Origin of the sequence: Mycobacterium sp. 4D054 (genome assembly GCF_052245755.1) — a bacterium.
Classification (GTDB): domain Bacteria; phylum Actinomycetota; class Actinomycetes; order Mycobacteriales; family Mycobacteriaceae; genus Mycobacterium.
In genome coordinates this window covers 277325-301977 of the sequence record NZ_JBQQCF010000001.1, presented here as the reverse complement: position 1 = coordinate 301977, position 24653 = coordinate 277325, and the positions used below count along the sequence as shown (strand labels likewise).

The 24653-nt window shown below is 67.4% G+C and carries 24 protein-coding genes and 1 tRNA gene; 8 read left to right on the top strand and 17 right to left on the bottom strand.

All coding sequences use genetic code 11. The features are described from left to right. Position 1 precedes the first annotated feature (1 nt). Positions 2–1240, top strand: a complete 1239-nt coding sequence (locus tag ACTWP6_RS01390; protein ID WP_443186633.1) for an acyl-CoA dehydrogenase family protein — start codon at positions 2–4, stop codon at positions 1238–1240. Here ACTWP6_RS01390 and ACTWP6_RS01385 read toward each other — a convergent pair. From ACTWP6_RS01385 to infC, 6 genes are all read right to left on the bottom strand, one after another. Beyond that, complete coding sequence (locus ACTWP6_RS01385; protein WP_443186632.1) at positions 1237–1716, bottom strand: hypothetical protein; 480 nt, start codon at positions 1714–1716, stop codon at positions 1237–1239. The two genes, ACTWP6_RS01390 and ACTWP6_RS01385, sit on opposite strands and share 4 nt — an antisense overlap. Next, a complete protein-coding gene (locus tag ACTWP6_RS01380) occupies positions 1697–2593 on the bottom strand; it encodes a PE-PPE domain-containing protein (RefSeq protein WP_443186631.1) in 897 nt (298 codons plus the stop codon). Before ACTWP6_RS01380 ends, ACTWP6_RS01385 begins: the two co-directional genes overlap by 20 nt. A 294-nt stretch (positions 2594–2887) precedes the next feature. Beyond that, positions 2888–3634: a TrmH family RNA methyltransferase gene (locus tag ACTWP6_RS01375; RefSeq protein WP_443186630.1), complete on the bottom strand. Its 747-nt coding sequence runs from the start codon at positions 3632–3634 to the stop codon at positions 2888–2890. Positions 3635–3657: 23 nt separating this feature from the next. Beyond that, positions 3658–4047 carry a 50S ribosomal protein L20 gene (gene rplT, locus ACTWP6_RS01370; protein ID WP_011780528.1) on the bottom strand — a complete coding sequence of 130 codons (390 nt, stop codon included), beginning with the start codon at positions 4045–4047 and terminating at the stop codon, positions 3658–3660. Between the two features lie 53 nt (positions 4048–4100). Further along, on the bottom strand, positions 4101–4295 hold the full coding sequence (gene rpmI / locus ACTWP6_RS01365; protein ID WP_260752385.1) for a 50S ribosomal protein L35: 195 nt from the start codon (positions 4293–4295) through the stop codon (positions 4101–4103). Positions 4296–4301: 6 nt separating this feature from the next. Continuing rightward, the gene (gene infC / locus ACTWP6_RS01360) at positions 4302–4913 is read right to left on the bottom strand and encodes a translation initiation factor IF-3 (RefSeq protein WP_260758105.1); all 612 of its coding nucleotides are present in this window, start codon (positions 4911–4913) and stop codon (positions 4302–4304) included. A gap of 241 nt (positions 4914–5154) precedes the next feature. Here infC and ACTWP6_RS01355 point away from each other — a divergent pair, with 241 nt between their 5' ends. From ACTWP6_RS01355 to ACTWP6_RS01335, 5 genes are all read left to right on the top strand, one after another. Continuing rightward, on the top strand, positions 5155–5535 hold the full coding sequence (locus tag ACTWP6_RS01355) for a DUF1844 domain-containing protein (RefSeq protein WP_260752384.1): 381 nt from the start codon (positions 5155–5157) through the stop codon (positions 5533–5535). Between the two features lie 52 nt (positions 5536–5587). Beyond that, positions 5588–8890, top strand: coding sequence for a bifunctional lysylphosphatidylglycerol synthetase/lysine--tRNA ligase LysX (gene lysX, locus ACTWP6_RS01350; RefSeq protein WP_443186629.1), 3303 nt, complete (start codon positions 5588–5590; stop codon positions 8888–8890). An 84-nt stretch (positions 8891–8974) separates the two neighbouring features. Then, positions 8975–10276, top strand: coding sequence for an alpha/beta hydrolase (locus ACTWP6_RS01345; protein ID WP_443186658.1), 1302 nt, complete (start codon positions 8975–8977; stop codon positions 10274–10276). Between the two features lie 10 nt (positions 10277–10286). Beyond that, the gene (locus ACTWP6_RS01340) at positions 10287–10529 is read left to right on the top strand and encodes a PspA/IM30 family protein (RefSeq protein WP_260752379.1); all 243 of its coding nucleotides are present in this window, start codon (positions 10287–10289) and stop codon (positions 10527–10529) included. Positions 10530–10577: 48 nt separating this feature from the next. Continuing rightward, a complete protein-coding gene (locus ACTWP6_RS01335; protein WP_443186628.1) occupies positions 10578–11768 on the top strand; it encodes a winged helix DNA-binding domain-containing protein in 1191 nt (396 codons plus the stop codon). On the opposite strand, the gene ACTWP6_RS01330 is transcribed toward ACTWP6_RS01335, so the two are convergent. Together ACTWP6_RS01330 and uvrA are read right to left on the bottom strand one after the other, a co-directional pair. Next, on the bottom strand, positions 11741–12256 hold the full coding sequence (locus ACTWP6_RS01330; protein WP_260752371.1) for a GNAT family N-acetyltransferase: 516 nt from the start codon (positions 12254–12256) through the stop codon (positions 11741–11743). The two genes, ACTWP6_RS01335 and ACTWP6_RS01330, sit on opposite strands and share 28 nt — an antisense overlap. Before the next feature lie 2 nt (positions 12257–12258). Next, entirely contained in the window at positions 12259–15174 is a 2916-nt protein-coding gene (gene uvrA, locus ACTWP6_RS01325; RefSeq protein WP_260752370.1) for an excinuclease ABC subunit UvrA, read from the bottom strand. A gap of 167 nt (positions 15175–15341) precedes the next feature. Here uvrA and ACTWP6_RS01320 point away from each other — a divergent pair, with 167 nt between their 5' ends. Both ACTWP6_RS01320 and ACTWP6_RS01315 read left to right on the top strand, forming a co-directional pair. Beyond that, complete coding sequence (locus ACTWP6_RS01320) at positions 15342–16019, top strand: MBL fold metallo-hydrolase (protein ID WP_260752368.1); 678 nt, start codon at positions 15342–15344, stop codon at positions 16017–16019. 34 nt (positions 16020–16053) lie between these two features. Then, positions 16054–16938 (top strand): fructose bisphosphate aldolase, encoded by an 885-nt coding sequence (locus tag ACTWP6_RS01315; RefSeq protein WP_443186627.1) that lies wholly within the window; start codon positions 16054–16056, stop codon positions 16936–16938. Positions 16939–17022: 84 nt separating this feature from the next. Here the strand turns inward: ACTWP6_RS01315 and ACTWP6_RS01310 are convergent, their stop codons facing one another. The 9 genes from ACTWP6_RS01310 to uvrB all read right to left on the bottom strand — a co-directional run bounded on the left by ACTWP6_RS01310 (position 17023) and on the right by uvrB (position 24589). After that, positions 17023–17466, bottom strand: a complete 444-nt coding sequence (locus ACTWP6_RS01310) for a universal stress protein (RefSeq protein WP_260752366.1) — start codon at positions 17464–17466, stop codon at positions 17023–17025. 204 nt (positions 17467–17670) lie between these two features. Next, positions 17671–18630, bottom strand: a complete 960-nt coding sequence (locus ACTWP6_RS01305) for a hypothetical protein (RefSeq protein ID WP_313901320.1) — start codon at positions 18628–18630, stop codon at positions 17671–17673. A 162-nt stretch (positions 18631–18792) separates the two neighbouring features. Continuing rightward, a complete protein-coding gene (locus ACTWP6_RS01300; protein ID WP_260752362.1) occupies positions 18793–19470 on the bottom strand; it encodes a cutinase family protein in 678 nt (225 codons plus the stop codon). Positions 19471–19599: 129 nt separating this feature from the next. Next, a complete protein-coding gene (locus ACTWP6_RS01295; RefSeq protein WP_260752361.1) occupies positions 19600–19920 on the bottom strand; it encodes a DMT family transporter in 321 nt (106 codons plus the stop codon). Next, on the bottom strand, positions 19920–20246 hold the full coding sequence (locus tag ACTWP6_RS01290; protein ID WP_260752360.1) for a DMT family transporter: 327 nt from the start codon (positions 20244–20246) through the stop codon (positions 19920–19922). Before ACTWP6_RS01290 ends, ACTWP6_RS01295 begins: the two co-directional genes overlap by 1 nt. Beyond that, on the bottom strand, positions 20246–20806 hold the full coding sequence (locus ACTWP6_RS01285) for a TetR/AcrR family transcriptional regulator (RefSeq protein ID WP_260752351.1): 561 nt from the start codon (positions 20804–20806) through the stop codon (positions 20246–20248). The genes ACTWP6_RS01290 and ACTWP6_RS01285 overlap by 1 nt, the downstream gene beginning before the upstream one ends. 61 nt (positions 20807–20867) lie before the next feature. Further along, positions 20868–20938, bottom strand: a tRNA-Cys gene (locus tag ACTWP6_RS01280). A 48-nt stretch (positions 20939–20986) separates the two neighbouring features. Continuing rightward, positions 20987–22390 (bottom strand): MFS transporter, encoded by a 1404-nt coding sequence (locus ACTWP6_RS01275; protein WP_443186626.1) that lies wholly within the window; start codon positions 22388–22390, stop codon positions 20987–20989. 39 nt (positions 22391–22429) lie between these two features. Beyond that, positions 22430–24589, bottom strand: a complete 2160-nt coding sequence (gene uvrB / locus ACTWP6_RS01270; protein ID WP_260752348.1) for an excinuclease ABC subunit UvrB — start codon at positions 24587–24589, stop codon at positions 22430–22432. Positions 24590–24653: the final 64 nt, after the last annotated feature.

The window sequence follows — 24653 nt, the reverse complement described above, 5'->3', positions numbered from 1 at the left end:
CATGCTCGAATGGTCTGACGTCGACATCGCTGTGCGCGACGCTGTACGGGAGTTCGTGGACAAGGAGATCCGGCCGCACCTCGACGAGCTCGAGAGCGGTGGGCTGGAGCCCTACCCCATCATCCGAAAGCTGTTCTCGACCTTCGGGATCGACGCGATGGCCAAGGAGTCGCTGGAGAAACGCCTCAACCGCTTGCGTGACGGCGACGAGCGACCGGCGAAATCCGGTGGCGGCATGTTCGGCGGCGGCTCGCCCGGCATGGGGTTCGTGCTCATCAGCGAGCTGTGCCGGGTGTCGATGGGTCTGGTGACCGGCATGGGCGTGAGCTTGGGCCTGACCGTGCCGACGATTCAGAGCCGCGGCACGCTGGCTCAGCAGGAACGCTGGCTTCCCGGCCTGGTGACCTACGAGAAGATCGGCGCGTGGGCGATCACCGAGCCCGATTCCGGCTCGGACGCGTTCGGCGGCATGAAGTCCTACGTGGTGCGAGACGGCGACGACTACATCCTGAACGGGCAGAAGACGTTCATCACCAACGGTCCGGACGCCGACGTGGTGGTGGTCTACGCCAAGTTGGACGAGGGTGACGGCGCCGACAAACGCGACCGCAAGGTCCTGACCTTCGTCCTGGACAAGGGCATGGACGGCTTCGAGCAGTCCAAGCCGTTCCGCAAGATGGGCATTCACTCGTCACGCACCGGTGAACTGTTCTTCCACAACGTGCGCCTGGGACGCGACCGGCTGCTCGGTGAGACCGAGTCCGGCGGCGGCGACGCCCAAGATTCCAGGGACAGCGCCCGCTCCAGCTTCTCGACCGAGCGCATCGGTGTGGCGGCCATGGCGCTCGGCGTGATCGAGGAGTGTCTGCGGCTGAGCGTGGACTACGCCAAGAGCCGCAAGTTGTGGGGCCAGGAGATCAGTCAGTTCCAGCTCATCCAGCTCAAGCTGGCCAACATGGAAGTCGCGCGAATGAACGTGCGCAACATGCTGTTCCGCGTCATCGAGTCTGCACAGGCCGGCACCCCGACCTCCCTGGCGGAGGCGTCGGCGATCAAGTGGTACTGCTCGCAGGCCGCCACTGACGTCGCGATGGAGGCCGTGCAGTTGTTCGGTGGCAACGGCTACATGACCGAGTACCGCGTCGAGCAGCTCGCCCGGGACGCCAAGTCCCTGATGATCTACGCGGGAAGCAACGAAGTCCAGATCACCCACGTGGCCCGGGGGCTGCTCAGCGGCTAACCGTCGGCGCCGCCGTCGTTGCCGGTGTTGTTGTCACCGTTGCCGCCGTCGTTCCCGCTGTTGTTGCCGTCGTCACCGCTGCCGCCGCCATTGCCGCTGTTGTCGCCGCCGTCATTCCCGGTGTCGTTGCCGCCGACGTCGTTCGCCCCGGCGTCGTTGTCACCGTCGTTGCCCCCGCTGTCGTCGCCCGGCTCCGCTTCGATTTCTCCGCCCGGCAACTCGTTGTCCTCGGTGGGTTTCGTGCCGTCCTGCGACGGATTCTGCTCCGGGGTGTGCGCCTGGGTCCCGGGCTGGACTTCGGGTTCGAAGACGACGGTGGGGACGCTTCCGGCCGACCGTTCGATCAGCTTCTGGCTGTCGTTGTTCACGTCACCGGTCTGTGCGACGGGTCCGGTCTGCCCGGTGGTCTCGCCCGCCGGCGCGGGACCGAGGGATCGCTGGGACGCCCCGCTCTCTTCAGGACCGGGCTGCGACATCGTCAGCTGCGGAGTAACCGTGGACCCGGTCAGCTCCTCGGCCGCTCGTGGACAGCTGCAGGTCATCCAGGTTCGGTGGAATACCGACCGTCCACTTGGGCCGGTTGTAGGCAGAGTCGATGATCGGCCTCAGCAGGTCGTCCATGAAGTCGACGAACCGCGGGTCGAAGCCCCAGTCGAGCATCGGCCGCAGCAGCGGGAGCAGCGGGGTCTGGATCAGCACCGTGGTGAGGCTGCCGCCGGCGTCGTTGGCGTCGATGTAGTACTTCGTCGGCACAGTGAAGATGTCGGTCCAGGCCGCCTTGACGTGCAGGTCGACGCCGCCCATCACGGCGTTGAGCACGGCCAGCAGATTGAACGGATTGTCCGGCCAGTCCGAGACGCCGTCGTATTCGGCCATCACGACCATGACGTGGTAAGGGGTCTCCGGCAGCGGCTGATACGGGATGCCGCCGACGGTCATCATCAGGGGATTCGGCGCACCGTAGATCATCACGTTGAAGCGCGTGGGATCTGGGCGTTGGTCGGGCTCGAGAGCCATCAACATGCGCACGACCCGGTCGACGGCGGGAGCACCCTCCGACACGCCACCGATGGTGATGAGCTCGTCGGGCTTGTCCCTCAGCGTGTCGACCACCGCCGTGTAGAGGCTCTGCGTTCCCATTTCCACCGAGTACACGAAGTCGTCGGTGCCCGGGAACGGCACGCTGACGCGGGTGTACTCGCCGAAGAAGCCGCCGAACGCGGTCGACATCTGCTCGTCGGTCAGTTCGGCATAACCTCCCTTGCCCCCGACCAGCAGTGCCGTCGCGCCGTTCGCGACGGCCGGCGCAAACGCCACCCCGATGATCCCGATGAATGTGACCAAGCGCTTCATGGTCCCCACCCGCCCCCGTGTAGGAAGTTTCCCCTTAGTCTCCGAGGCTACGAATCAGCAAACTTTTCAACAATGGACCAACGGGTCCATTTTCGGCCTGGATCCAGGGACTAGATCCCTGCCGGATACCTCGTGAATCCGAGGAACGATCATGATCAGGACGCGTTCAGCGGTGACACCAAGCCGACCTGTCCGCCAGGCGGCAACGCCGTGCCGGATCTGTGTAAGAAGGCCTCGTGCGGTTCCGGCAACGGCCAGGCGGCGGCGTACGGACCACCCCGGACGTAGGAAGGTTCAGAGATGGTCGCGGGCTCGTGCGCTCTGGTACAAGCAGATCGCTGCCGCGGAGGCTACGTTGAGGCTCTCGGCGTGACCGGGCATCGGGATGCGGATTCCGGCGGTGGCGAGTTCGACGACTTCGGCGGGCAGCCCGTGGGCTTCCGGACCGAACAGCCACGCCGTGGGGACCGACAAATCCACCTTGTCGAGGCTGACCTGGCCGTCGAGCACCGTCGCCAGGACCTGAAGGCCGGAATCCCTGAGCCGGGCGACGGCACCTGCCGCGTCCGGCGCGCTGATCACCGGGACCGAGAAGATGCTGCCCGCCGAGGCGCGCAGGCACTTGCCGTTGTAGGGGTCGACGCTGTCGCCGGCGAGCACCACCGCGTCGGCGCCCATCGCGTCAGCGACGCGGATCAGTGTGCCCGCGTTGCCCGGCTCAGAGATGCCGACCGGCACCGCGACCAGTGTGGGGTCGGCGGCCAGCACATCGTCGAGGCTGGTTTCCGGCATCGAACAGACCGCGACCAGGCCGACCGGAGTGACGGTGTCGGACAAGGCTTTTGCGGCCTTGTCCGACACCAGGTGCACCGGCGCGCTTCCCAGCAGCGCGGTGAATCGCTCCGCGGCGGTCTCGGTGGCGAAAACCTCGTGAACGAGACCGCGCCGCATCGCTGCCTCGACGAGGTTGGGACCTTCGGCGAGGAAACGTGCGGCGCGGCGGCGCCCGGTGTGGCGGTGCAGTTTGACTGCCGCCACCACCCGGGCAGAACGCTCGGTGAGGGTCAGGCAGCCTCGCCCGACGGAGCGTTGACATCCTCTGGCAGCGCGGCCTTGGCGACCTCGACCAGCGCGGTGAAGGCGGCCGGATCGCTGACGGCGATCTCGGCGAGGTTCTTCCGGTCGACCTCGACACCAGCGGCCTTGAGGCCCTGGATCAGCCGGTTGTAGGTGATGTCGTTGGCGCGGGCGGCGGCGTTGATGCGCGAGATCCACAACTTGCGGAACTCGCCCTTGCGGGCGCGACGGTCACGGTAGGCGTAGGTCAGCGAGTGCAGCTGCTGTTCCTTGGCCTTGCGGTACAGCCGGGACCGCTGTCCGCGGTAGCCCTTCGAGGCCTTCAGTACGGTGCGCCGCTTCTTCTGCGCGTTGAGTGCGCGCTTCACGCGTGCCATGGGGGTCTTCCTATCTCGGTGGGGTCAGATTCAGGCTTCAGTCGGCTGCGGCTCTAGCCGTTGAGCATCTTCGCGATGCGTTTGGCGTCGCTGGGCGACACCGTGGTGCGGCCGTCGAGCCGACGCGTGCGCTTGGACGGCTTGTGCTCAAGAAGGTGCCTGCGGTTGGCCTTCTGACGGACGATCTTGCCGGTTCCGGTGCGACGGAACCGCTTCGAAGCGCCGCTGTGGGTCTTCGCCTTGGGCATGTTTCCTCAGTTCTTCGGTGTGTCGGTGGGTGCTTCGCCGGACTGCGCGTCGCCGCGCCGCGCCGACGGGGTGTCGGCATCCTGCGCCGCCTTGGCGCGAGTCTTCGCACCGCGGTGCGGCGCCAGCACCATCGTCATGTTGCGGCCGTCCTGCTTGGCGGACGTCTCGATGAAGCCGTAATCGGCGACATCGGCGCCCAAGCGTTGCAGGAGCCGGAAACCCAGTTCGGGCCGCGACTGCTCGCGTCCGCGGAACATGATCGTCACCTTGACCTTGGACCCGGCTTCCAGGAAGCGGATGACGTGACCCTTCTTGGTCTCGTAGTCATGCGGGTCGATCTTGGGACGCAGCTTCTGTTCCTTGACGACGGTCTGCTGCTGGTTCTTGCGAGACTCGCGCGCCTTCTGGGCCGTCTCGTACTTGAACTTGCCGTAGTCCATGATCTTGCACACCGGCGGCTTGGCGTCCGGGGCTACTTCGACAAGGTCGAGATCGGCATCCGCGGCGACGCGGAGTGCATCTTCGATGCGCACGATGCCTACCTGTTCACCGCCCGGTCCGATCAGGCGGACTTCAGGTACGCGGATGCGCTCGTTGACGCGGGTCTCAGTGCTGATGGGGCCTCCCTGGATAGTTCCTGCTGTCCTCGCGGAACCCCATCACCGCCGGCGCGCTGTTCCCGAGAAACAGACAAGCCCTGCTCGAAGCAGGGCCCAAAGCCGACCAGGACAGACATCGTCGATGCCTGTGACCGGACCGCGTAGCCTTCGGATAGCCCGTGGCCGGCGGTGGGAGTTGGGACTCCACTTGCTGTCCCTGGCGTCAGCCGGGACGGTCGCGCATGCCAGTCTAGCAGGCATGACCGATAGCTCTGACATCCCCGAATCCGACGGCGTCGAAGACCTCGCCGGATCGGCCGAGGTGCGCGAACTGGCGACCATACCCGCGGTCGAGGTGATCACCCGCGCGGCCGTGATGCTGATGAGTGCCGCCGCCGAGAAGCTCGGGCTGTCGGACGCCGACCCGGAACAGAGCCCGTACCTCGACCTCGACGAGGCTCGCCGCCTGATCACCGCGCTTGCCGGGCTGGTCACCGCTTCGGCGGAGTACCTCGGCCCGCACGCCGGCCCGGTCCGCGACGGGTTGAAGACGCTGCAGCTGGCGTTCCGCGAGGCCAGCGCCGCACCCGACGAGCCGGGACGCGGTCCGGGCGAGAAATACACCGGCCCGGTCTGGTAGCACCGCCGGACATCCCCGCAAGTCACAGGCCGAGCGAATATCCTCGCGCCCTATGACCCCAACCAGCCTCGTCCGGGCACATCCGACGTCCAGTCACCGCTGGGTGCCCGCAGCGGCCGGCTGGATCGTGGGTGTGATCGCGACGTTGTCGCTGGTGGCCAGCATCTCACCGTTGGTCCGGTCGCTGATCCGGGTGCCGCGCGAGTGGGTCAACGACTACATCTTCAACTTTCCCGACACCAGTTTCGCCTGGGCGTTCGTGCTGGCTCTGTTGGCCGCCGCGCTGGCCGCGCGCAAACGCATCGCGTGGTGGATCCTCGTCGGCTACATGGTCGCGGCGGCCGGCTGGAACATTGCCGGTCTCGCCGACGGAGGTGAGCGCTGGTTCCAGGAAGTCGGCGAGATCATCGGCCTGGGCTTCCATCTGGCCGCGATCGCGTTCCTGCTGCTGGCCCGCAAGGAGTTCTGGGCGAGGGTCCGTCGCGGCGCACTGCTCAAGGCGGCCGCCACGCTGGTTGCCGGCATGGCCGTCGGCACGCTCGTCGGCTGGGGGTTGCTTGAGCTGTTCCCGGGATCTCTGGCCCGCCCGGACCGGTTCTGGTACGCGCTGAACCGCGTCACCGCGTTCGCCGGCGCCGACGCCGATTCGTTCAGCGGGCATCCGCACGTGTTCGTCAACGCGCTGCTCGGTCTCTTCGGAGCGGTGGCCCTGATGGTGACGGCCATCGTGCTGTTCCAGTCGCAGCGCGCCGAGAACGCGCTCACCGGCGAGGACGAGTCGGCGATCCGCGGCCTGCTGGAGCTGTACGGCAAGAACGACTCGCTGGGTTATTTCGCCACCAGGCGCGACAAGGCGGTCGTCTTCGCCCCGAGTGGACGCGCCGCGATCACCTACCGGGTCGAGGTCGGTGTGTGCCTGGCCAGTGGGGACCCGGTGGGTGATCCGAAGGCCTGGCCGCAGGCCATCGCGGCGTGGCTGAAGCTCTGCCAGACCTACGGCTGGGCCCCCGGCGTGATGGGGGCGAGCTCGGCGGCGGCGCAGGCGTTCCGGGATGCCGGGCTCAGCGCACTCCAACTCGGGGACGAGGCGATCCTGCATCCGGAGAACTTCCGGCTGTCGGGCCCCGACATGCGGGCGGTCCGCCAGGCCGTCACCCGCGCACGGCGTTCCGGGGCCACCGTCCGGATCCGCAGGCACCGGGAGTTGTCCGCTGACGAGATGAACGCGGCGATCGAACGCGCCGACGCCTGGCGGGACACCGAGGACGAACGGGGCTTCTCCATGGCGCTGGGACGGCTCGGTGATCCGGCTGACGGGGACTGCCTGCTCGTCGAGGCGGTCCAGGGCGGTCAGGTCGTCGCGATGCTGTCCTTGGTCCCGTGGGGCGGCAACGGGGTGTCGCTGGACCTGATGCGCCGTTCCCCGCACTCCCCCAACGGCACCATCGAGCTGATGGTCAGCGAACTGTGCATGCAGTCCGAGGACATCGGCGTCACCCGGATCTCGTTGAATTTCGCGATGTTCCGCTCCGCGTTCGAGCAGGGCGCACAGTTGGGCGCCGGTCCGGTGGCGCGACTGTGGCGCTGGCTGCTGGTGTTCTTCTCGCGCTGGTGGCAGCTGGAGACGCTGTACCGGTCCAATATGAAGTACCAGCCCGAGTGGGTGCCGCGGTACGCATGCTACGAGGACGCCCGGCTGGTGCCCCGCGTCGGGGTGGCGTCGGTGATCGCCGAAGGCTTTCTGGTGCTTCCCTTTTCGCGGCGCCACGACCAACCGCACACCGGCCACCACATCGCCGCGCCGGACCCGCTGATGGCCACCGGCCTGTTGCACAGCGACGGCACGGCACCCGACGGGATCGGCCTGCAGGCCGCTCCGGCCGACGAGGAGCAGCCCAGGTTGCCCGAGCAGGTGCGGGTCCGGATGGCCAAACTCAAGGCCCTGCAGGCCCAGGGCGTGGACGCCTACCCCGTGGGCAACCCGCCGAGCCACACCGTCACCGACGCCTTGGCGGCCGCGAGCAGCGCCGAAGTCACCGTGGCGGGCCGGGTGCTGCGGCTGCGTGACTATGGCGGTGTGCTGTTCGCCCAGCTGCGTGACTGGTCCGGCGAAATCCAGCTGGTACTGGACAATTCACAGCTCACAGACGGCACCACCGCCGACTTCACCCGCACCATCGACCTCGGCGACCTGATCGAGGTCACCGGGACGATGGGCCACAGCCGGTCAGGCACCTGGTCGCTGCTGGCGACGGCCTGGCGGCTGACCGGCAAGTGCCTGCGTCCACTGCCCGACAAGTGGAAGGGGCTCACCGATCAAGAGGCGCGGGTGCGTGCCCGTTACGTCGACCTCGCCGTCAACACCGAAGCCCGGGATCTGATCCGGGCGCGCAGCGGGGTGTTGCACGCGATCCGGGAAACCTTGGTGTCGAGAGGGTTTCTGGAGGTCGAGACGCCGATCCTGCAGCAGATACACGGCGGCGCGAATGCACGGCCGTTCCTGACCCATATCAACGCCTACGACCTCGACCTATATCTGCGGATCGCACCGGAGCTTTACCTGAAGCGGTTGTGCGTCGGCGGTGTCGAGCGGGTGTTCGAGCTCGGCCGGGCGTTCCGCAACGAGGGTGTCGACTTCAGCCACAATCCCGAGTTCACGTTGCTGGAGGCCTATCAGGCGCACGCCGACTACCAGGTGTGGATCGACGGTTGCCGGGAGCTGATCCAGAACGCCGCGCAGGCGGCCAACGGCGCGCACGTGTTCATGCGGCCCCGCGAGGACGGTGTGCTCGAACCCGTGGATATCTCCGGGCAGTGGGCGGTCAAGACGGTGCACGGCGCGGTGTCGGAGGCGCTCGGTGAACAGATCGGCCCCGATACCGACCTGGCGACGCTGCGGCGGCTGTGTGACCGGGCGGGGATCCCGTACCTGACGCACTGGGACGCCGGTGCGGTGGTCCTGGAGATGTATGAGCACCTGGTCGAGGACCAGACCCGGGATCCGACGTTCTACAAGGATTTCCCGACGTCGGTCTCGCCGCTGACCCGTCCACACCGAAGCATCCCGGGGGTGGCCGAGCGCTGGGATCTGGTGGCCTACGGCGTCGAGTTGGGCACCGCCTACAGCGAGCTGACCGATCCGGTGGAGCAACGCCGGCGGTTGCAGGAGCAGTCGCTGCTCGCCGCGGGCGGGGACCCGGAGGCGATGGAACTCGACGAGGATTTCCTTCAGGCGATGGAGTACGCGATGCCGCCGACAGGGGGCCTCGGCATGGGTGTGGACCGCGTCGTCATGCTCATCACCGGGCGCAGCATCCGCGAGACGCTGCCGTTCCCGCTGGCCAAGCCGCGGTAGCCCGGCCGTCGTACCGAACCGCGTTGGCAGGAGGATCACAGCTCGTCTACAGCCACGCCGGTCAATCTGGATGTCGTGACGTTGATGCACGGTTGGTTGCCGGTGGCGGTGCAGACCCTGACGCTCGTCGCCGTGATCACCGCGGTCGGGTGGCGGACCCGGCGGTGGCGCATGGTGTGGGTGCCGTGGTCGGCGCTGATCGGGGCGGTGCTCGCGTTCGCGGTGTACTGCTATATCAGGTCGGCCGGGGTCGCCGACGACACCAATCCGGCACCGCGCACCTTCTGGGTATGGATCGCGTTGTCCGGCTTCGCTTTCGGTGTGTTGGTGGCGGGCTGGCGCGGGGCGGGGTGGTGGCGCCGGGGCGTGGCCGCGCTGGCCCTGCCGCTATGCGTGCTCTCCACGGCGTTGGTGTTGAACCTGTGGGTGGGCTACCTCCCCACCGTGCAGACCGCATGGAACCAGCTCACCGCGGAACCGTTGCCCGACCAGACCGACCAGGTCACGGTCGCGGCGATGGCGAGCCGGCACCATGTCCCGATCAAGGGCAGTGTGGTCGCCGTCGACATCCCAGGCAGCGCATCGGGTTTCAAGCATCGGCAGGAGTTCGTCTACCTGCCTCCCGCATGGTTTGCCACTGATCCTGCCCCGGCGCTGCCGGCAGTGATGATGATCGGCGGCGAGTTCAACACCCCGGCCGACTGGATGCGCGCCGGCGGCGCGGTCAAGACGCTCGACGACTTCGCCGCCGCGCACGGCGGTTACGCACCGGTGGTCGTGTTCGTCGATCCGGGCGGGACCTTCAACAACGACACCGAATGCGTCAACGGCACCCGCGGCAACGCCGCCGACCACCTCGTCGGCGATGTCGTGCCGTACGTCAAGTCCAGGTTCGGTGTCGGCGCGAACTGGGGTGTCGTCGGATGGTCGATGGGCGGCACCTGCGCAGTCGATCTGGCCGTCATGCACCCCGACGTGTTCGGCACGTTCGTCGACATCGCCGGTGACGCCGCACCCAACGCCGGCACCCAGGCCGAGACGATCGACCGACTCTTCGGGGGCAACGCGGCCGCGTACGCGGAGTTCGATCCGGCGGCGGTGATCACCCGGCACGGCCCCTACCGCGGCGTGACCGGCTGGTTCGACGTCAACGACGCCGTCGGCGTGGCCGGGGATCCGAAACCCAATGCCCAGGCGGTGGCCGCAAATTCGCTGTGCGCGCTCGGTCACTCGGCGGGGATCGGCTGTGCGGTGGTGAGTCAGCCGGGTAATCACGACTGGCCGTTCGCCTCGACGGCGTTCACCGCCGCGCTGCCCTGGCTCGCGGGCAGGATCGGAACCCCGTCGGCGCCGCAAGTGGACCTGCCCGGGACAGTCCGCGGGTAGCGTGGGGACCATGCCGGACATTCCCAGCGGCGAACCCGAAACGGGTTACACCTCGGACGGGGTGCCGACCTTCGATTCCGTTCGCGAAAAGATCGAGACGCGGTATGCGACCTCGATCGGCTCTGCCGAACTCGCCTCGGAGACGCCGGAGGGACGCGCCGTCGAGGATCAGTACGACGCGCGCCAGCGCGCGGCCGCCGAGCGGCTCGCCCAGATCCGGGAATCGATGGCGCCGGAGCCGGACGAGAAGTAGCCGCGCTCTCATCAAGGTGTCGGCCCCTGGCGGTACCGTTCGACCTCGATGCGGTCTATCACACTCGACGAGCGGCGCGCCCGGCTCGCCGTCCGTCATCTGCTGGTCCCCCAACCGGACGCGCCGGCGACGGCCGAGGCGGTTACCGGCCGGCTGGTCGGGCTGCACGCCACCGACCCGGCCACTCCTCACCTGTCGCTGTGGAGCAGGGTGCCCGGATACCGCGTCGCCCATCTGAACGCCGCACTCTACGAACAGCGCTCGCTGATCAAGCACCTCGCGATGCGCCGGACGCTGTGGGTGATCCGTCCGGACGACCTGCCGGCCGTGCAATCGGCAGCCGGCGTGCGCGTCGCCGGCAACGAAGCCCGCCGACTGGCTCTCGACGTCGAGAAGGCGGGCGTGGCAGACGACGGCCGGCAATGGCTCGAGACCGCCTGTGCGGCGGTGATTCGGTATCTGCACGAGGCCGGACCGTGCACGGCGCGGCAGCTACGGGAAGCACTTCCCGAGCTGACCGGAACTCACAACCCCGCCCCGGGCAAGGCGTACGGCGGGGAAGGCCACCTGGCACCGCGGGTGCTGACCGTGCTCTCCGCGCGGGGCGACATCGTGCGCGGCCCCAACGACGGCGGCTGGACCACCTCGCGGCCCCGGTGGGTTCAGGCCCGGCAGTGGCTGGCCCCGACCGAACCGATGCTGCCCGAGCGGGCGCGGGCCGCACTCGTCCGCCGATGGTTGTACGCCTTCGGACCTGCCACCGTCACCGACGTCAAGTGGTGGTTCGGCACCACCCTCGGCTGGGCCCGGCAGGCCCTGGCCGACCTCGACGCCGTCGAGGTCGACCTGGACGGTGTGCCTGGATACGTCCTGCCAGGAGACGACGAACCTGTCGCCACCGCGGCCCCCTGGTGTGCGCTGTTGCCCGCACTGGACGTCACGACGATGGGATGGGCGGAACGCGCCTGGTATCTCGGGCCGCACCGTGACAGCGTGTTCGACCGCAACGGCAACGGCGGCCCCACAGTGTGGGTGGACGGGCGCATTGTCGGTGCGTGGCGCCAAGACGCGGACGGGCGGGTACAGCTGGTGCTGCTCGAAGACGTGGGAAGCCAAGTACGCAAAGCACTTTCAGACCGTGCCGATGCGCTGACGGAATGGCTGAGCGGGGTGCGGGTGAATCCGCGGTTCCCGTCCCCCGCGAGCAAGGGTCACGCGGGCTCAGACAGCGTCCGCTGAAGCAGGATGGTGTCCAGCCATCTGCCGTGTTTGAACCCGACCGCCGACAACCGTCCGGCCTCGGTGAAGCCGCGCCGGCGGTGGAGGGTCAGCGACGCATGCGCATCAGCGTCCACGATGACGGCGATCACCTGCCGGATCCCGGCTGCCGCGCAGTCGTCGAGGAGCCTGTCCAGCATGGCTCCGCCGACACCTCGACCCGCCGCGGCGGGCGCGACGTAGACGGAGTCCTCGACCGTGAAGCGGTAGGCACGGCGGGTCTTCCATGGTGCGCAGTAGGCGAAACCGAGCACCTCACCGTCCGCGACGGCGGCAACGTAGGGCAGGCCGGCGCCGGTCACCGCCGCCATGCGGCGCGCCAGGTCGTCCGGTTTCGGTGGATCCATTTCGAACGTCGCCACGCCCGTTTCCACGTAGTGGGTGTAGATCGCGCCGATGGCTTCCACGTCGCCCGGCCCCGCGGGCCGGATGGTCACAGCGCTGGGCACGGTCAGGCGCTGACCTTGCTCCGGTTGCGCGACTTCGGCTTCGGCTTCAGCGTGGGACGAGCCACCCCGAGCGTCTCGGCCAGGAAATGCCCCGTATAACTGTCCGGATTGGCGGCCACATCCTCGGGCGTGCCGGTGGCGACCACGGTGCCGCCACCCGAACCACCTTCGGGCCCCATGTCGACGACCCAGTCGGAGGTCTTGATCACGTCGAGATTGTGCTCGATGACGATCACTGTGTTGCCCTTGTCCACCAGGCCGTTGATCACCTTCAAGAGCTTGCGGATGTCCTCGAAGTGCAGCCCCGTGGTCGGCTCGTCGAGGATGTAGATAGTCCGGCCGGTGGAACGTTTCTGCAGTTCGGAGGCGAGCTTCACGCGCTGGGCTTCGCCACCAGACAGCGTGGGCGCGGGTTGGCCCAGCCGGACATACCCCAGCCCGACGTCGACCAGCGTGTTGAGGTACCTGTGAATCGAACTGATCGGCGCGAAGAACTCGGCCGCCTCCTCGATCGACATGTCCAGCACCTCGGCGATGGTCTTGCCCTTGTAGTGCACCTCCAGGGTCTCGCGGTTATAGCGAGCGCCCTGGCACACCTCGCAGGGGACGTACACGTCGGGCAGGAAGTTCATCTCGATCTTGATGGTGCCGTCGCCCGAGCATGCCTCACAGCGGCCACCCTTGACGTTGAACGAGAACCGGCCCGGCTGGTACCCGCGGACCTTGGCTTCGGTGGTCGCGGCGAACAGGGTGCGGATCTTGTCGAACACCCCGGTGTAGGTCGCCGGGTTGGAGCGCGGGGTCCGCCCGATCGGAGACTGGTCGACGCGGACGAGCTTGTCGAGGTGGTCGAGTCCGTTGATACGGGTGTGCCGGCCCGGCACCAGCCGGGCGCCGTTGAGCTTGTTGGCCAGTACCGAGGCCAGGATGTCGTTGACCAGCGTGGACTTGCCCGATCCGGACACCCCCGTCACCGAGGTGAGCACTCCGAGTGGGAAGGCCACGTCGATGTCGCGCAGATTGTGTTCGCGCGCCCCGACGACGGTGAGCTGGCGCTTCTTGTCGACCACCCGGCGCAGCTCCGGCACCTCGATCTGTTCCTTGCCCGACAGGTAGGCACCGGTGATCGAATCCGGATTCTTCAGTAGGTCCTCGTAGGGCCCGCTGTGCACGATCTGACCGCCGTGCTCGCCGGCCGCGGGCCCGATGTCGACCACCCAGTCGGCGTGGGCGATGGTGTCGAGGTCATGCTCCACCACGATCAGGGTGTTGCCCAGGTCGCGCAGCCGGACCAGGGTGTCGATCAGCCTGCGGTTGTCGCGCTGATGCAGACCGATCGAAGGCTCGTCGAGCACGTAGAGCACGCCGACCAGGCCTGACCCGATCTGGGTGGCCAGCCGGATGCGCTGTGCCTCCCCGCCCGAAAGCGTGCCCGCCGCGCGCGACAGCGACAGATAGTCCAGCCCGACGTCGAGCAGGAACCCGAGCCGGGACTGGATCTCCTTGAGCACCTGACCGGCGATCGCGGCTTCTCGGCGCCCCAGGGTCAGCGCGTTGAGGAACTCCGCGCACTCGGCGATCGACAGCTCGGCGACCTCGGCGATGGACTTCGGGCCGAACTTCCCGGCGGTCATCGTCACCGCGAGGATCTCCGGTTTGAGGCGGGTGCCGTTGCACTCCGGGCACGGCACGTCACGCATGAAACCCTCGAGCCGTTCCTTGGTTTGCTCGGAGTCGGTCTGCTCCATGCGGCGGTGCAGGAACGCCATCACGCCTTCGAAGTCGGCGTAGTACGACCGGGTGCGTCCGTAGCGGTTCTTGTACCGGACGTGCACCTGTTCGTCGCAGCCCTCCAGGATTGCCCGGCGCGCCTTGGCCGGCAGCTTCTTCCAGGGGGTGTTGACGTCGAACCCAAGTTGGTCGCCCAAACCGGACAGCATCCGGGTGAAGTACTCGGCGGTGTTGCCCATCGACCAAGGCGCGATCGCCCCCTCGGCCAGGGTCAGGTCGGGATCGGGCACCACGAGGTCAGGGTCGACCTCCTTGCGGATGCCGAGGCCCAGGCATTCTGGGCATGCGCCGTAGGGCGAGTTGAACGAGAACGACCGGGGCTCGAGATCGTCGACGGCCAGCGGGTGTCCGTTCGGGCAGGCCAGCTTCTCCGAGAAGCGCTGCTCGCGGTGCGGGTGATCGTCGTCGCGGTCGACGAACTCCAGCACGACGATGCCGTCTGCGAGGTTCAGCGCGGTCTCCACCGAGTCGGTCAGGCGCTGCTTGGCGCTCGCCTTGACCGTCAGTCGGTCCACCACCACTTCGATGTCGTGTTTTTCCTGCTTCTTCAGCTTCGGTGGCTCGCTCAGCGGATAGACCACCCCGTCGACCCGCACCCTGCTGTAGCCCTGCGTGTTGAGCTTGTCGAACAGGTCCACGAACTCGCCCTTGCGGGTGCGCACCACCGGCGCGAGCACCTGGAACCGGAGTCCCTCGTCCATCGCGAGGACCTGGTCGACGATCTGCTGCGGGGTCTGCTTGGCGATCCGCTCGCCACACACCGGGCAGTGCGGGGTGCCCGCGCGGGCATACAGCAGGCGCAGGTAGTCGTACACCTCGGTGATGGTGCCGACCGTCGAACGCGGGTTGCGGTTGGTGGACTTCTGGTCGATCGACACCGCCGGGGAGAGACCCTCGATGAAGTCGACATCGGGTTTGTCCATCTGCCCGAGGAACTGGCGGGCGTACGCCGACAGCGATTCGACGTAGCGCCGCTGGCCCTCGGCGAAGATCGTGTCGAAGGCCAGCGACGACTTGCCCGACCCCGACAGCCCGGTGAACACGATCATGGCGTCGCGCGGCAGGTCGAGGTCGACTCCGCGCAGATTGTGCTCCCGGGCACCCTTGACAACTAGGCGGTCAGCCACCGATGCCCCTTCTGATACTCAAATGTCTCTCGGCCCTGTTTCGTGCGTGGGCGCAGTACAGAACCATGCTAGGTCTGACCACCGACAAGCCTTCTGCGACGGTGCCGCCGCCGCATTCTGCGACGGTGCCGCCGCCGCCCGGAGAGCACGAAGTAACGTGAGTGCCCATGACAGTCGTCGACGACAACTACACGGGCCACGTCGAGCCCCAGCGAGCGGCGCGACGCACACTTCCGGGCGCGTCGATCATCAAGGTGTCGGTGGGCCCTATGGACAACAACGCCTACCTGATCACCTGTTCCCAGACCGGTGAGACGTTACTCATCGATGCCGCCAACGACGCGGGCATCCTGCTCGAGCTCATCGACAAGCACGCCCCGACGCTGTCGCTGATCGTCACCAGCCATCAGCACCAGGACCACTGGCTGGCGTTGAAGGACATTGTGGACAGCACCGACGCTCCGACGGCGGCGCACAGCCTGGACGCCGGTCCGCTTCCGGTGAAGCCGGACCGACTGCTGTCCGGCGGCGACACCCTCAGCGTTGGGCAATTGAACTTCGACGTCATCCATCTGCGCGGCCACACACCCGGATCGGTGGCTCTGGCGCTGAGCGGGCCGGCCACCGACGGCAGGGTGCACCTGTTCACCGGTGACTGCCTGTTCCCCGGCGGTGTCGGCAAGACCTGGAAGGAAGGCGACTTCGAACAGCTTCTCGGCGATGTCACCGAGCGCGTGTTCGACGTCTTCGGTGATCAGACCGTGGTGTATCCAGGACACGGCGACGACACGACGCTCGGGACCGAACGCCCCCGTCTGGGCGAATGGCGCGAGCGCGGTTGGTGACCGCGGTATCGAGAAGAAGGTTCAGGAAGGGATCATGAGCAGCGATCAGTTCAGCAAGGCCAAACGGGGGGCCGGGTTCATTGCCGCACTCGACCAGAGCGGTGGCAGCACGCCCAAGGCGCTCAAGCTCTACGGCATCGCCGAGGACGCATACTCCGGTGACGCCGAGATGTTCGATCTGGTGCACCAGATGCGGACCCGCATCATCACCAGCCCGAGCTTCGACGGTGACCGGATCCTCGGGGCCATCCTTTTCGAGGACACCATGGACCGGCAGATCGAAGGCCGCGACACCGCCGACTACCTGTGGAACGTCAAGCAGATCGTCCCGTTCCTGAAGGTCGACAAGGGCCTGGCTGAGGAGAAGGACGGCGCTCAGGTGATGAAGCCGATCCCCGGCCTTGACGATCTGCTCGCCCGAGCCCGCGACAAGGGTGTTTTCGGCACCAAGATGCGGTCGGTGATCAAGCTCCCGGGCGCAGGCCTGGAGGAGGTCGTCAAGCAGCAGTTCGAGATCGGACGGCAGATCCTGGCCGCCGGCCTGGTGCCGATCATCGAGCCGGAGGTGGACATCCACAGCCCCGAGAAGGGCAAGGCCGAGGAACAGCTGAAGGCCGCGATCCTCAAGGAGCTCGACGGCCTGGGCGATGATCAGGCCGTCATGCTGAAGCTGACGTTGCCGGACGTCGACAATCTCTACCGCGAGCTCGTCGAGCACCCGAAGGTGCTGCGCGTCGTCGCGCTGTCGGGCGGCTACAACCGGGATCAGGCCTGCGACAAGCTCGCAGCCAACCAGGGCGTCATCGCCAGCTTCTCCCGTGCGCTGACCGAGGGGCTGACCGCCCAGCAGAGCGACGACGAGTTCAACGCCGCGCTGGACGCCGCCATCACCGCGATCGCCAAGGCGTCGAACACCTGATCTGCGACATGAAAAGAACCCTGGGCCGGCGGTGCCGGCCCAGGGTTCTTTCTCGTTAGTTCCAGATCAGTCGTTCGTTCCAGGTCAGGAGGTGTGCACGATCAGCACGTCGCTCTTGGATCGTCGCGCCACGTTGGCCGGAACGGATCCGAGCAGTCGGCCCGCGATCGTGCTCAGGCCCACGTTGCCGACGACCAGCAGGTCGGCCTTGACCTCCTCGGCGAGATCGACGAGCGCGTCCACCGGCGCTCCCACGATCGCCTTCTCTTCGATGTCCTGCGCACCGGCGGCCTTGGCCCGGTCGCGGGCCTCCCGCAGGATCGCGTAGATCGGAGCGTTGCCGGACATCTTGTAGCCCTCGTCCTTGAGCACGTCCGCGGCGCGCGCGTCCTCGTTCTGAGGGAAGTAGGCGGTCGCGACAATGAGCTTCGCGTTCGCCCCGGCAGCGATCTGACCGGCGCGGTCCACGGCACGCAGCGACGAATCAGATCCGTCCGTACCAACCACCACCGTTTGATAGGCGCTCATCCATATCCTCCCAGGGTCAGTTGCAACGCCACCCGAGACAGTAGCCTGCTGGCAGGCGAACCTGGGTGCGAATCACCACACAACGATGGCAGTTGCCCGGTTTTCATTCCATCACATGCAGGCAACGTCACTCGACGCACGTGACGTGACGCCCGGTACACGACGAGCAATCACACAGTGCGCCACCACGAGAATTGCCGTGCCTCACCATTGCTCGCGGTTCCGCTTCGGCCCGACCTCCTGCAGTGCGGGTTCGCCGCCCGGTGGCGCACCGGCCGACCACGCGGTGCCCTCGCAGACCAGGTCACGCGGGACCGGCAGGGTGGCGGGCAACAGCGGCAACGCAGGAACCGCGTCGCCCAACGGCACGGGCGGCAGACCCAGAGGCGCCGCCGGCACCGGTGCCGCCGCGGGCACCGGGACGACCGGGACGACGGGACCGGGCGCCGCCGGGGGTACCGACGCCGCATGCAGCACCGGCGCCGATTCGGCGGGCACCACAGCGTCGGCGGCCGGCGCCGCCGCAACCGGCGCGGGTATTGCCGGTGGCACTGCTGGTTCGGCGGATGCCGATACCGGAGCGGGTGCCTCTACGGCCGGAAGTGGCGCTGCAGCAACAGGTTCGACGACCGCCGGCGCCGAAGCCACCGGCAGGGCTGCCGCCGGCTCAGGCGCGGGCGCCACCGCGGCCAACTCCACCGGCGCCGCGAGCGGTACCGGTGGGGCACCGGCAGTCACCACCGGCGGCCCCGCCGGCGGGACGACTACCGGAATCGGCGGTGCCGCAACGGGAACCGCGGGCACGACGGGGACGGACGCGGCCGCGGGGGGCGCAGGCACCGCCGCGGCGTGAATGACGGCAGCGGCCTCCACCGGAGGTGGCAGCGGACCCGGTGCCGCGAGCGCTGCGACACCGTGCACGACATCGGCGACGGGAATGGCCGGCATCGCCGGCGGCTCCTCGGGGACAACATTGCCCAGCGCGTTGGCGGCGGTGTCGAGGGTCTCGGGAACGCTGGGCGGTTCGGCGGCCAACTGCTGCACCATCTCCAGGCACGGGACGCCGGGGCTGGGTTCGGCGGCAGCGGGTGCGCAGTAGATGGCCGGCCATATGACGCTGAGTGCGAGCGCAGCGACGCCGATGCGGTCGACCATGGGTGACATCGTCTTTCCTCGTGCTTCCAACGGTGCCCCCACCCGTAGTGAAAACCTAGCGGGAATCACGATCAATTGACGGATCGGTTACCGAACCGATACCGCTCAGACCTCGCATGGTGACCCGACGATCTACGCAGACCAGAACCGTTGCAAATCCGGCAAATTCGCTCACGAATCCCGGCCGAGAACCCGATTCGTGACGAAAGTCGCCGCCTCGTTCACCATTCCGTTCCACGGATACGACCAGTGGGCAAACATGTTGTTACCACGAGAGCAGTACGGGTCTCCGTCGGCGCACAGGTCGATCGTCATGTGCGCGTACTGCGGGCTGATCTCGGTCAGCGGCCCGAGCATGGCCTGGTCCCGAGACGGGTTGGCGAACACCGCAACCGCGACCACGTGGTTGACCATCGCGTCGGGAAGTGGTGCGGGGGTGAAGAACCAGATCTTGCGGTTACCGATGGTGATCAGGTCGATGACCCCGGCACCCTGCGACATCCCCCCGAGGACGATCTTGGTCTGGGGACACATGCCGGCCACGTACTGCACGTGCTTGTTGGCATCCACCGCGCCGGCCGATGTCGACTTCGAGAAGTTCCAGCTCGCCGGATAATTGACCGCGTAGGCCGAGACCTTCTTCCCGAGCAGCTTCTTCTTCACGGCATCGACGAACGCCCTCCCGACCGGGCCGAAACCCTGCTTGTCACTCGTGCCGCGGGCGAAAACGATCTCGACATCAGGGCATGACACAGCCCCAGCAACAGGAGCAGCCGCGGTGGAGACCGACAGCGCCGAGGCCGTCACCACCGCAACACACAGCGATCGGACCACCTGGCATGCGCGCACGCGACAACGCTGACACACTTCTAGCAAAGTTGAACTACACGGCAACGCAACGGTGATCCAATAGATGCCGTTCCGTGCTGCAACAAAATGTGCATTGCCGTCAGCATGCGGATAATCGCGCCACCCAGCTCAGTGGCTGGATCCGAGCTCGACCAGCAGCACCCCGACAGCGATGAGTACGATCCCGCCCATCATCCGCCGGTTCAGCGGCTCATCGAACAGCAATCTCGACGCCAGCGCCGTCAACGCCACCCCGGCCGCTGCCCAGATGCCGTAGGCGACACCGAGGGGCATCCCGTGGCGCAGCGAGAACCACAGCAGCGTGAAGGCCAGCACATACCCGACGGCCACGATCGCGTAGAACGACGACCGCCCTCTGGCGGCGACCCGCAACGCGAGCGTCCCGGTGACCTCGCTGGCGATGGCTGCGATCAGGAAGAGGTACTGCATCATTGCGCCTCATGCCGGGAGCCGGTCTCGACCAGCACCACGCCGCCGATGATGCACAGCAGGCCGACACCCATGACCGCCGTGAGTGCCTCGCCGAAGAGCACCGCGGACAGCACCGCGGTCAACGCCACACCTGCGGCGCCCCAGATCGCGTACGCCACACCGAGTCCCATCCCCCGTTTGAGGACAATCGCCAGAAAGACGAAGGACGCGAGGTAGCCGAGCGCAACGACGATGTAGAGCGCCGGTGCGGTGGCCGACCCTTTGAGCGACAGCGTCGCCGCGACCTCACTGCCGATGGCCAGTCCCAGGTACAGCCATGTCATCAGGCCTTCTCCCCCAGCAACTCAAGCGCCAGCGAAAGCACCTGCGGCCGTTCGTGTTCAGCGAGCGGGAAGGTGGCGGACGAATCGGACAGCCACGCACCGTCGGCGAGCATCCTCGCCGCATGCAGGCGGGCGCGCTCCTGCGGCGGCAGACCGGACGGGACGTGCACCCAAGGGTGAAAACGCTCGGTCCAGCGGGCGAGCATGCGGTCGGCCGTCTTCGGGTCGCTGAGCATCACCAGGTCCGACCGCCGATGCCGGGTCAGCAGCGCCCACCGCAGGTAGGCGCTCAGGCGTTGCCGCGGCGACGCCGCGTCGAGTGGAACGTCGAGGCAATGGGCCAATTGCCGCTCCTGGGAGTCCACGATGTGGTCGACCAACGCCTCCATCAGCGCGGACTTCGTCGGAAAGTGGTACAGCAGTCCCGGCTTGGTCAGCCCGCACGCCTGCGCCACGGAGTCGAAGGAAACCGGGGTGCCGGCGTCGAGCAGGTCGCGGGCGGTGTCGAGGATGCTCGTCAGCGACGATGGGCGCCCGCGGACCGGAGGGGTCGAAGTCACCGGTTTACTTTACCGTCCGGTTGGTAAAGTAAACCGGCGGGGACCACGGATACTTCATGCGAGCGAGTGACGGGATTCGAACCCGTGTAAACGGCTTTGCAGGCCGGTGCCTAGCCACTCAGCCACACCCGCACTGAATACGAGTGTCGCAGTGCGCTGTCGGTGCGGGAACAGTTCGGATCAGCGTGATCGTGAGCGACTACTGAAGGTCGAAGCCACCGTCGCGCCGGCGGCGAGCATGGCGAAGACGCCGAACAACCACCGCGCCGCGGCAGCGTCGCCCGCGCTCGCCAGATTGGCAATGACTCCGGCCAGCGCCGCACCGAACGCCGCCGAGATCACCTGCACGGTGTTGATCGCCGCCGCGGCCGCGGGCCCCTCGGCCGGATCGTCCACCTTGCTCATCGCCCACGCCGACAGATGCGGCCACGCCATACCCACCCCCGCCCCGCTGATCATCAGACCCACTGCCCAGATCGCGACCAGCACCGGCCCGGTGTCGCCGCGTTGGATCACCGCGCAGATCATCAGTCCGGCGGCCATCACCAGCGGTGCGACCGCGACCGTGCGCCGGATCGTGCGCTGCCCCGTCAGCGAAGCGCTGGCGATCTCGCTCGCCGTCCACCCGATCGCAAGTCCGGCGCCCAGGAATCCGGCCGCCACCGGTGTCAGATGCGCGAGCCGCTGACCGAACAGCGGCACATACATGTCGACCATCGTCGCGGCCATCAGCGCGCCGAGCGTCAGGTAGATCCATTTCAGCGGTCCCGGCTTGAAAGCACTGGGCGGCAACACCGAAGCACCGGCCCGCTTGTCGATGACGACGAACACAACCACCAGGCCGACACCGACGGCCACCAACGCCACGGTGAGCCGCGGATCGTCCGCGACCCCGGCAACGCTGACCGACAGCGCGGCCGCACCGAGCAGCATCAGCGACTGCAGCGGCGCGCGGAAGGGCTGCCGAGCGGCCGCGGCGATGCCGGAACGCGATGGCAGGGCCAGCGGCACCAGCGCCGACATCACGGTGGTCAGCACCACCAGAACACCGAAAGCCCAACGCCATGAAGCATATTGGGCGAACAAGCCGCCGGCGGCCGGCCCGGCCAGCGTGCCCACCCCCCACATCGCCGATACGAGTGCCGACGCTTTGGTCCACAGCGCGCGCGGCAACACCGTGTTGATCACCGCGTACCCGAGGCCGGCCAGCAGGCCGCCCGCGGCGCCCTGCACGGTGCGTCCGACGAGCAGCCACTCCATGGCCGGCGCGGCAGCGCATCCGAGGCTGCCGAGCCCGAACACGGTCAGGCCCAGCAGGTAGGCCGACCGCGGCCCCACACGCATCAGCACCGGATGCACGGTGGCCGCCGCCATCACCGACCCGACCAGGTACACCGTCGTCACCCACGCGTAGAACCGGTAACCGCCGATGTCGGCCACCGCACTGGGCATCAGGCTGATGGTCAGGAACTCATTGGTGGCGTACAACGCAACACCACCGGCGAGCACCGTCGAGGCACCGAGGTTCTTGGGGCCGAGCAGTTCACGCCAGCTGTTTGCGGCCACGGTTTCGGTCTCGGTCACGGTCTCGACCGTAGGACCTCAACAGCGGTTGAGATCAAGTCATTTGAGACCCGCGGCGTCCATGCCACGGAGTTCCTTCTTCAGGTCGGCGATCTCGTCACGGATGCGGGCCGCCAACTCGAACTGCAGGTCTCGTGCCGCGGCCATCATCTGCGCGGTCAGATCCTTGATCAGGTCGGCGAGCTCGGCGCGCGGCATGTTGGAGGTGTCGCGGCCCTCGATCACCCCGGCGCTCACCGCACGGCCCGGTTCACCGGGCGCGCGCCGGCCCCGTGACGCGTTGCGGCCGGAGCCACCGACCTCCACCGCCTCGGTATCGTCGGCCTCCCGGTACACCTGGTCAAGGATGTCGGCGATCTTCTTGCGCAACGGCTTCGGATCGATGCCGTGCTCGGTGTTGTAGGCGATCTGCTTGGCGCGGCGGCGCTCGGTCTCGTCGATGGCCTGCTTCATCGAATCGGTCACCTTGTCGGCGTACATGTGCACCTCGCCGGAGACATTTCGCGCCGCACGACCGATGGTCTGGATCAGGCTGCGCGGCGACCGCAGGAACCCCTCCTTGTCGGCATCGAGGATCGCCACCAGGGACACCTCCGGCAGGTCGAGACCCTCTCGCAACAGGTTGATGCCGACCAGCACGTCGTACTCACCGAGGCGCAGCTGACGCAGCAGCTCCACCCGACGCAGGGTGTCGACCTCCGAGTGCAGGTAGCGAACGCGGATCCCCATCTCCAGCAGATAGTCCGTCAGGTCCTCGGCCATCTTCTTGGTCAGTGTCGTCACGAGCACGCGCTCGTCACGTTCGGTCCGCTTGCGGATCTCACCGATCAGGTCGTCGATCTGGCCCTTGGTCGGCTTGACGATGACCTGGGGGTCGACCAACCCGGTCGGACGGATGACCTGCTCGACGAACTCACCGTCGGCCTGGCTGAGCTCGTAGGAACCGGGCGTCGCCGACAGGTACACGGTCTGACCGATCCGGTCGGCGAACTCCTCCCAGGTCAGCGGACGGTTGTCCACCGCCGACGGCAGCCGGAATCCGAAGTCCACGAGGTTGCGCTTGCGGGACATGTCGCCCTCGTACATGCCGCCGATCTGCGGCACGGTCACATGGGACTCGTCGATGACGAGGAGGAAGTCCTCGGGGAAGTAGTCGATCAACGTGGCGGGCGCGGTGCCCGGACCGCGGCCGTCAATGTGCCGCGAGTAGTTCTCGATGCCCGAACAAAAGCCGACCTGGCGCATCATCTCGACGTCGTAATTGGTGCGCATCCGCAGCCGCTGGGCCTCCAGCAGCTTGCCCTGCCCCTCCAGCTCGGCCAGGCGCTCCTCGAGTTCCTGTTCGATGCTTGCGATGGCCTGGGCCATGCGCTCGGGTCCGGCGACGTAGTGGGTGGCCGGGAAGATCCGCAGCGAGTCGACCTTGCGGATGATGTCGCCGGTGAGCGGGTGCAGGTAGTACAGCTCTTCGATCTCGTCGCCGAAAAACTCGATGCGCACCGCGAGCTCTTCGTAGGACGGGATGATCTCGACGGTGTCGCCCCGGACCCGGAAGGTACCGCGGGTGAACGCCATGTCGTTGCGGGTGTACTGCACGTCGACCAGCAGCCGCAGCAGGTCGTCGCGCGGCACCTCGTCGCCGACCTTGAGCTCGACCGAGCGGTCCAGATAGGACTGCGGGGTGCCCAGACCGTAGATGCACGAGACCGACGCGACCACCACCACGTCGCGGCGGGACAGCAGGTTCGACGTCGCCGAGTGGCGTAGGCGCTCCACGTCGTCGTTGATCGAGCTGTCCTTCTCGATGTAGGTGTCGGTCTGCGCGATGTACGCCTCGGGTTGGTAGTAGTCGTAGTAGGAGACGAAGTACTCGACGGCGTTGTTGGGCAGCATCTCCCGCAACTCGTTGGCCAGCTGCGCGGCCAGCGTCTTGTTCGGCGCCATCACCAGGGTGGGACGCTGAAGCCGTTCGATGAGCCAGGCGGTGGTCGCCGACTTACCGGTGCCGGTGGCGCCCAGCAGCACCACGTCCTTCTCCCCCGCCCGGATGCGGCGTTCCAGCTCGTCGATGGCGGCGGGCTGATCGCCGGCGGGCTCGTATTCGCTGACCACCTCGAAGCGCCTGCCGGTGCGGACGATCTCGTCCACGGGGCGGTACTCCGAGTGCGCAAGCACTGGGTGTTCGGTCGCAAAAGCCATTTCACCAGGGTAGAACCTGATACCGACACGTTCTGTTCCTGCAGCACGCGACCAGCAGCCGCCT